Source organism: Neobacillus cucumis (genome assembly GCF_023715505.1).
Genome location: NZ_JAMBOH010000063.1, coordinates 1 through 8,458 on the forward strand (window position 1 = coordinate 1; position 8,458 = coordinate 8,458).

The window sequence follows — 8,458 nt, forward strand, 5'->3', positions numbered from 1 at the left end:
CACCTTCCAAATCCTCCTGCCTTTATCTTAGAAGCTAAAAATCTATAATAAAGGCAATAGGTATTCTAGTAAATAAGTGTTCATATTTATTTGGCGTAAACTGTTCACTTTATTCTAGCAGTCACATTTGCCCGGTTCAATGTGTATTCAGCTGTTTTCGCAAGGGCATTTTTGCTGTAGAATGGTGATTTTTCAACCCATTCAAGAAATTTATCTACAATTGGCTTCGAGTATTTTTGTCGTTTCTTTCTGCGCTTACTCGGAGGCAAATGTTTAAATTTCCTTTCGAGACGATATAAATCGTCACAAAAGCTTACACCGATTCGGCCATTTTTGCTATCTGCTTTCAGCCAATATCGCCGAACATGCGCCCAACAATTTGCAAAAGTAATGCCGTCCAACTTGTCATAGGCAGAATAACCATCGCAAACAATCGTTCCAGAAAAGCCTTCTATGAAACTTTCAAGGACAGACCGAGCTCGTGACAAGGCACTTTGAAAGAGAGTCATTGGTGGACCTTGGCTTGGCACACTTCGATACACCTAATTATAGGCATTGGCTTGACCAGATTTCCCATCGGACCGGTGGATGATTTGTCCATAAGTTTCATCGACATGTAAAATTGATTTAGCCATCATTAAATGCTTCATTCGTTTGTAAATAGGAAATAACCAATCATGTGATGCACGAATCACCCAATTCGAAAGGTTCTTATCATTGGTATTCAGGCCATAACGATCCCATTCCTTTACCTGACGGTAAAGCGGTAGGTATTGTGAAAATTTATCATATATTACTTTGGCAAGTACGCTAGGACTTGCGATGCTACGTTGAATAGGTGGCTGTGGTGCTTTACCACGTTTAATTTGCGCTTTTTGAGATGCATCGCCTTTGCAGTTTTTACATTCATACGCGTGTTCAATGTGTTGAACTTTCTTCATTTTTGCCGGAATAAATTCTGCTTCTTCGCGTGCGATTGTACTGCCAATTTCAATCATTTGTCCTTGGCAACAGTCACATTGCGTATTTTCAGGATGATAGTGTAATGCTTCTACTTCGATATCATCGCGTAATGAATCATTTTGTTTTTTCTTTTGAATAGTTCGAACAACAGTATAAGAAATCGTCTGTTGGCTTTGTTCTTCTGTGTGCTCAGATTCGCTAAAAGACGGGTCATCATCAAATAATGATCCTTGTCCATCTGGTGCGTTATATTTCGATTTCTCTGTTTTTGATCCATATAAAAGCTTGGTTAAATGGCGAAGTTGTTGCGTTAACGCTTCGTTCTGTTTCAACGATTGATCCAATTTTTTTGATAGTTCTTGGTTTTGTCTATTCGAATGAGCTAATTGCTCTTCAAGTAGTCGAATTAATCTCTCAAATTGATTTTCACTCGTAGAAGAAACTTTCGTCACATCATTCACCACTCTTCGTTCGGATTCACTCTTCCTATTATAACGAGTTCGAACAGTGGAATAAAGATAAAATGAAGGGCTTTAGCGAATTTAGAAGACACCTTTTGATGATGGCTGAATCGCCTTTGGCTGCTGGATAGATAACCCCTCGAGAAGCCATCTGAGCTCTTTTTGGGAGAGATTGCGCACTTCATTTTCATCTTTTGGCCATTGGAGTTTGCCGTTATCCAAACGTTTATAAAGCATGGCGAAGCCATCACCGTCGAAATATAGACACTTATAGCGATCTTTACTCCATCCAGAAAATAAGAAAATGGAATCACCATATGGATCAAGTTCGAAAGAATCTTGAATCAGTGTTGCCAATCCATCAATTCCTTTTCTCATATCGGTCTTTCCACAAATGATGTAAATATTTTTCACACTTGTATAGTCGTATTTCACAGATGTTTCAGCTCCCTCATAACCGTTTGGATAATGTGCTCATCCACGCCGTTGGAGAAAGAGATTTCTACGTTTGCCGTTTTAATCGTGCAAGCGTTATTAGCAGAGGTTGATGATGAAGAAGATGTATATGAAACTTTGTTCTCGGAATGAAATGTAACGGGGACAATTGTAAGTTTTTGTTGCGGCATTTGAAAAGCACCTCCCTTAAATTGATACATTCATATTACCAGGAGGCGCTGTATGTTTATATGCGTTGTTTGATTGGGGGCTTACATATAAACGGTTAAAAATTCCCCAAAAATAACGGATAATTGTCTCGATACATCAAAATTTTTTTGTGTGGAGAGGCAATATGTTAAAGGATGGGGAATTTTTTATGATTAGAGAGTTACACCAGAAAGGATGGACTCAAACTGCATGTTTTTGACACCCATAAATTACCGATAGTTGTCGGTATTGCCTGTCCGGAGGTGGACATGGACGAGTATAATGTCCACGTATAAATCCGGAATATATTACTTTTGGGCCCGACAGGAGTTGGAAAGACTCACTTAGCAATCGGCTTAACAATAGAAGCAATAGAACAAGGAAATACAGCCCATCATACCAGATGCGATGATTTTATTCAATCATGTAAAAAAGCCGAGCAGCGAGGAACTACAGGTCGCTTGGTAAATAAATTATCAACGCCTGATGTTTTAATTATTTATCAAATGGGATACTTTCCATTTGATGACCTTAGAGCAAATTTATTGTTTCAGATTTCAAAAAGATATGAGCATGGATCGATAATCATTACATCCAATAAATCCTACGATGAATGGGGAAAGATATTTGGAGATGACGTTTTAGCAACTGCCGTCCTCGACCGTTTATTGCATCACTCTACAACGTTTAATATTAAAGGACAATCATATAGATTAAGAAAAAAACAACGGGCAGGCGTTCAACCTATTTAAGGTTGAACGCTGAAATTGGGGATTTTTTGACCGTTGTAAATGGGGAAAAATAAACCGGTGTTGATAGGAGTAAATCTTTTTAAAAAAATAAAATTTATGAATTAATAAATCGGTTAATTTTAATACCAAAGAACTAATGCTATAAAATAACAATAGTTCTTTGTAAATAAATGTATTTATAAAAATAAATTTTGGTATAATAAAAAAGTAGCGTTTTTAATACTCGAAAAAGAGGAATGACCTGATGAGCTTTAAAAACTTAAATTTAAAAGATTGCTATAGATCTTCGGATGATAACGTATTAACTAATTTTTATATACCAACCCTTAGTATTGCAAAAAATTATAAAAGGGCTGTTGGATTCTTCTCTTCAACAGCTTTGATTGAATTATCAAAAGGTATTTCTGGTCTTTTGAAAAATGGTGGTAAAATTGAATTAATAGCATCACCTAAATTAGATGAGAAGGATCTTTTGGCAATTAACAAAGGGTATGAAATGCGTCAAGATATTATAGAACAAGCAATATTAAAAGAAATAAAGAGGCCAAAAGATAAATTCGAGGAAGAAAGATTAAATTATATCGCTCATTTAATTGAGCACAATCAATTAGATATTAAATTAGCGTTTATGGAAAGCAATGGTTCTTTAGGTATGTACCACGAAAAGATAGGTCTGATTTATGATGATTTTGGAAACAAAATAGCTTTCAATGGCTCCTTGAACGAAACACAGTCAGCCTTCTTCGTAAATTTTGAATCAATTGATGTATTCTGTTCCTGGAATATTGGTGATAGTTCTAGAGTGCAAAGGAAAGAGGAAGACTTTGCAGCACTTTGGGAAAATAAAACAAATAAAGTAAAGGTCTTAGAGTTCCCTAAAGTAGCAAAAGATATTTTGTTAGGTTTCAAAAAAAATATTCTTGTAGATGAAACTATCTTAGAAAAGAGAACTAATTATTTTATCGATAATACAACTGTAGAAAAGTATCCTAAAATCCCAGAGGATATAAATATGTTTGAGTATCAGTTGGAAGCAATAAGTACTTGGAAAGAAAATAACTTTCGTGGAATATTTAATATGGCAACTGGGACGGGAAAAACTTACACAGGACTAGCCGGAATCGTAGAGCTATCGAATCATCTTAATAAAAGACTTGGTATAATTATAGTTTGTCCATATCAACATTTAGTTGATCAATGGGTTGAGGATATTGTTAAATTTAACATGGAGCCCATAATAGCTTATTCGACTTCCCAACAAAAGAATTGGAAAAAGAAATTAAAAGATGCTGTTATTGATTATAATTTAGGTATAGTAAAGTCTTTTACACTTGTAACAACAAACGCAACGTTTTCAACTGAATTTGTACAGGGACAAATAAAAAGAATTAAAGGTAATTTTATTTTATTAGTTGATGAAGCACATAATTTTGGTGCGACTAAATTAAGTCAGAATCTATTAGAGCATACACCTTATCGATTAGCCTTGTCAGCAACTCTCGAAAGACATGGTGATGAACAAGGAACTCAAAAACTATATAATTTCTTTGGAGAAGTATGCATTAACTATACTCTTGAACGTGCAATTCGCGAGGATAAGCTAACTAAATATTATTATAAACCTGTAGTGACATATTTAAATGATTATGAGCTTGAAGAGTACCTTATTATTTCTAAGGAAATTGCTAGATGTCTAGTTGAAGATGATTCCGGTAAGCAAAAGCTAAATGAACGGGGAAAGAAATTAGCCATCAAAAGGGCCAGGTTAATTGCTGGTGCAGTCGATAAGTTATCGAAATTAAAACAACTTATTGAAGATAATGAAGAAATAAGAAAAAATATTAAGCACTCTTTAGTATATTGTGGTGCTACGACCATTTCTGATTCTGATTTTGTTGATGGTGAGGCAAATTACGAAGAATTAAAACAAATAGACGCAGTTTTAAAAATTTTAGGTAATGATTTAGGAATAAAAGCTGCAAAATTTACTGCTCAAGAGACTTCACTCGAAAGAAATATTCTTAAAAAGGAATTTGCAGAAGGTAAATCTTTAGAAACGTTAGTAGCCATAAGGTGTCTTGATGAAGGGGTGAATATTCCGGAAATTAAGACAGCATTTATCTTGGCGAGTAGCACAAATCCAAAAGAATACGTTCAACGAAGAGGTCGTATTCTCCGGAAATCACCCAATAAAAACATAGCAATAATCTATGATTTTATAACATTACCTCGAAGTTTAGAGAGTGTTAAAAGTTTGTCTAAAATTGAAATACAACAAGATCTTTCTTTAGTAAAAAAAGAGATTTCTAGAATGAGAGATTTTGCAGAAATTTCAAGTAACCCTTATGAGGGATTAAAACTTATAGATGAGATGAAAAGTATTTATGAGATAAACGAGGTGATTGAAAATGAACTCAAATTCGGTTGATGCTACTAAGATTAACAGGATGCTTAAAAGAATTTTAGATTTAGAAAAGGAAAATCTAAGGACTAAAAGATATAGAGATCATGAAATGATTAAAAGAATACAAAAAATAATTGAAGAGGAGGTAAAAAAGTGCTTATAAAAAAGCTTACTTTAGAAAATTTCAGGCAATATAAAGGAATCCATGAGATAGAATTACTTCCAAAATCTAGTGATAAAAATGTAACAGTAATATTGGGCCAAAATACAAGCGGTAAAACAACTTTATTACAAGCCTTTAATTGGGTATTATTTGGAAAGGCTAACTTTAAAACAAAAGATTTTTTGTTGAATCTCGAATTAGCCCAGGAAATGAATATTCATCAGACTTATTACGTAAGTGTTACATTAGAACTTATTCATAATTTTCTAGAATTTACAATTCAAAGGAAACAAGAATATAGGAGTACAAGAAGTGGAAATGTTGTAGAACCTAAACAAGCTATCTTAAAAATTTCGTATAAGGATGATGATGGGCGGACAATATTTGTGGATGAGACAGAACATGAAGAAACGATAAATAAAATTATTCCAGAAGAATTAATGTCATATTTTTTCTTCGATGGTGAACGAATCGAAAACTTAGGTCGAAATGAAAAAAAGGGAAAAGAGGATTTAGCACTTGCTGTTAAAACCGTCCTAGGTTTAGAGGCATTAAATAATGCAGTAATTCACTTAGAACGTGGAACTGTTAATAGTGTTATCGGACAGTATACTAATAACATGGATTATGAGGGTAATTTTGAATTATCTGAAGTAAAAAGATCAATTGATGAATACCAAGTAAAGCTAAACGAAAATGAGAGAATATTAGAAGATAATAATAACTCTATAGAATACTTTCAACATGAAAAAGAAAATTTAGAGGGTATTTTAAAAGAGAATCAAAATGTGAAAACACTACAGCTAGAAAGAAAGCAAAATGAATCACAAATTAACACTTTAAAGAGAAATAATAATGACCATGCAACCAGAATAAAAAAAGATTTTAATAGCAAAGCACCTTTTTTCTTCGGGAAACACTTAATTTCTAAAGCAATGGATGTGCTAAAAGAAAGTAACTCTTTTGACAAAGGTATACCTCATATGCACGGTGATTCTATTGATTTCATAGTACAAAGAGGACAATGCCTATGCGGAACTATTATTAGAGATGGAAATGAAGCTTATATACACTTAAAGAAAGAACAGTCCTATCTGCCACCTCAATCAATTGGTACATTAATTCAAACATTTAGAAAAGAAGCTTCATTTTTTATTGATTCAAGTAATGGTCTTTATTCGGATGTGTCTGAAGAGTATAAAAAAATAAGACAAAATAAAAACGATATTTCTAGATTCACTGAGAGAAATGAGAAAATAAGTAGCGAAATTGAAATTGACACTGATATTGGTGAAGTTGAAAAAAAACTTGCAAATGTAAAGAAGAAACTAAAAGAACTTGAGAAAGAAAGGGTAGAAATTCTTGCTGATCAGAAAACGCTCCAAAAAGAAATGGAAAACCTAGGAAAGAGGCGGGATGAACTCTCATTAACTGATGAGAAAAATAAGCAAATAAATGAGTATATAACATATGCAAGAGAAGTGGCTTATAAACTATCTTCAACTTATAAGAAGAAAGAAGAAGAAATAAGGCTAGCTCTTGAACAAAATGTAAATGAAATATTTAACAAAATGTATCATGGAAACCGTTCAATAAAGATTAATAGTAGATACGTTTATGATTTGGATACACCAAATATTAATAGCATTTATGCAAATAAGGCTGATGAATCTAAAGGATTAGAGATTGTCACGAGCTTTTCTTTTATATGTGGAATAGTGAAATTGGCTAGAGAAAATAGTGATAACTTTGATGTTGATATGACTTCTGAATCATACCCATTAGTTATGGATGGACCATTTTCAAATGCTGATGAGAAACATGTTGAAAATATAGCAAACATTATGCCAAAAGTAGCAGAGCAAGTTATTATTTTTGTAATGCATAAAGATTGGAAGTATGCGGAATCTGTATTAGCAAATAAAATGAGTAATAAATATGAGTTAGTAAAACAATCTGAAACTAGCACTGTACTTAAGGAGTGTTAATGATGTTTAATACTGAATACGTATTTAAGGGTAAACATGCAAACTTCGTATCGAAGTTAGCAGAAAATAAAGGATTAGGCATATTTAAACGCAATATGGATGTTTATTTACTGGCTCCAATTATTGGGAAATATTATAACAGAACGGCAACTGAGGATAAGGAAGCTACAAATACTACAAAAATATTTGCAGATGTAATTATAAAAGAACAGATTAAGTTAGAATTTATTTATAGAGTTATAATGTTACTCCATGGAAATGAATCATCAGAAGAAAAAATTAAACGCGCATTTCATGATGATAATAAGGAAGATCGAATGAAAGAAAATATGGAAATTTTTAATTTATATGTTCTTGGCGGAGTCGAAATCTTGTATGAAAAATTGTTAGAAGATGCAGTGGACCAAGATGACTTTTTAGATAATTTGTATCAATTAGTTGACGAATTTAACAATGATTTTGCTGAAACGGAAGACTTTGATATATACGAACTTGCAAAATAATTTAGTATTAGCTTGAAAATTTGTTTCTTATTTTGCATGACCAATTGTAGAAAACTTTTTGCTGTATTACATTAGATAATTAATTCGAAAATCGAACATAATAGCTGTAGTTAGGGCCTATGCTGTTAACAGGTGACCATGTATTGTAAGGGGTAATCTTATGTAGTCCCTACTGGTAAAGGTTTACATTTCAAAATAAATAGAGCTAAAAAGTATAGATGGGATTATATTAATAGATGAAAAGACACTAGTGTTGCATTAAAAATATCGTAATTTTCAGTTTAGTCATCTTTCTTATTTAGAGCCAAAAAAGTAAATACCCAATCAAAGGTGGCTCCATCCATTTGGAAATTTATTTACAATTAGACCTATGTGACGACCACATTTTATTTATCAAGGAGTAGCCTTTCCTTCAATCTTTCGAAGCCAGATATTCGCTGGTTTCCACAATACTGCCCTTAAAAAACGACTAATTTGTAAGGTTTTTCGCTTGCTTCTAGTTTCGATTTGCACAAGAACATGTAGGCAAAAAACAATAAGTGCGATAAACACTTGATTTTGAATCGCCCATTCGCTTTG

Annotated in this window: 6 protein-coding genes and 2 pseudogenes; 4 read left to right on the forward strand and 4 right to left on the reverse strand. The window is 33.0% G+C overall.

The window, feature by feature from the left end; all coding sequences use genetic code 11:
• Nucleotides 1–125 precede the first annotated feature (125 nt).
• The 3 genes and pseudogenes from tnpC to M3226_RS30975 all read right to left on the reverse strand — a co-directional run.
• Nucleotides 126–1,415: pseudogene (tnpC, locus tag M3226_RS30965) on the reverse strand (IS66 family transposase); the annotation flags it as partial.
• 90 nt (nt 1,416–1,505) lie between these two features.
• A complete protein-coding gene (gene tnpB, locus M3226_RS30970) occupies nt 1,506–1,859 on the reverse strand; it encodes an IS66 family insertion sequence element accessory protein TnpB (RefSeq protein WP_251551106.1) in 354 nt (117 codons plus the stop codon).
• Nucleotides 1,856–2,050, reverse strand: a complete 195-nt coding sequence (locus tag M3226_RS30975) for a hypothetical protein (protein WP_251573308.1) — start codon at nt 2,048–2,050, stop codon at nt 1,856–1,858. Before M3226_RS30975 ends, tnpB begins: the two co-directional genes overlap by 4 nt.
• 324 nt (nt 2,051–2,374) lie before the next feature.
• Here M3226_RS30975 and M3226_RS30980 point away from each other — a divergent pair, with 324 nt between their 5' ends.
• The 4 genes from M3226_RS30980 to M3226_RS30995 all read left to right on the forward strand — a co-directional run bounded on the left by M3226_RS30980 (nt 2,375) and on the right by M3226_RS30995 (nt 7,879).
• Nucleotides 2,375–2,821 (forward strand): ATP-binding protein, encoded by a 447-nt coding sequence (locus M3226_RS30980; protein ID WP_308212020.1) that lies wholly within the window; start codon nt 2,375–2,377, stop codon nt 2,819–2,821.
• Nucleotides 2,822–3,065: 244 nt separating this feature from the next.
• Nucleotides 3,066–5,249: a DEAD/DEAH box helicase family protein gene (locus M3226_RS30985; RefSeq protein ID WP_251573310.1), complete on the forward strand. Its 2,184-nt coding sequence runs from the start codon at nt 3,066–3,068 to the stop codon at nt 5,247–5,249.
• A gap of 129 nt (nt 5,250–5,378) precedes the next feature.
• Complete coding sequence (locus M3226_RS30990) at nt 5,379–7,376, forward strand: AAA family ATPase (RefSeq protein ID WP_251573312.1); 1,998 nt, start codon at nt 5,379–5,381, stop codon at nt 7,374–7,376.
• On the forward strand, nt 7,376–7,879 hold the full coding sequence (locus M3226_RS30995) for a hypothetical protein (protein WP_251573314.1): 504 nt from the start codon (nt 7,376–7,378) through the stop codon (nt 7,877–7,879). The genes M3226_RS30990 and M3226_RS30995 overlap by 1 nt, the downstream gene beginning before the upstream one ends.
• 393 nt (nt 7,880–8,272) lie before the next feature.
• On the opposite strand, the pseudogene M3226_RS31000 reads toward M3226_RS30995, so the two are convergent.
• Nucleotides 8,273–8,458, reverse strand: a pseudogene (locus M3226_RS31000) (IS4 family transposase); the annotation flags it as partial.

What these genes read in the sequence shown, in the direction of transcription:
- M3226_RS30975 (WP_251573308.1), bottom strand. Translation starts at nt 2,050, where the DNA reads ATGCCGCAACAAAAACTTACAATTGTCCCCGTTACATTTCATTCCGAG.
- M3226_RS30985 (WP_251573310.1), top strand. Translation starts at nt 3,066, where the DNA reads ATGAGCTTTAAAAACTTAAATTTAAAAGATTGCTATAGATCTTCGGAT.
- M3226_RS30995 (WP_251573314.1), top strand. Translation starts at nt 7,376, where the DNA reads ATGATGTTTAATACTGAATACGTATTTAAGGGTAAACATGCAAACTTC.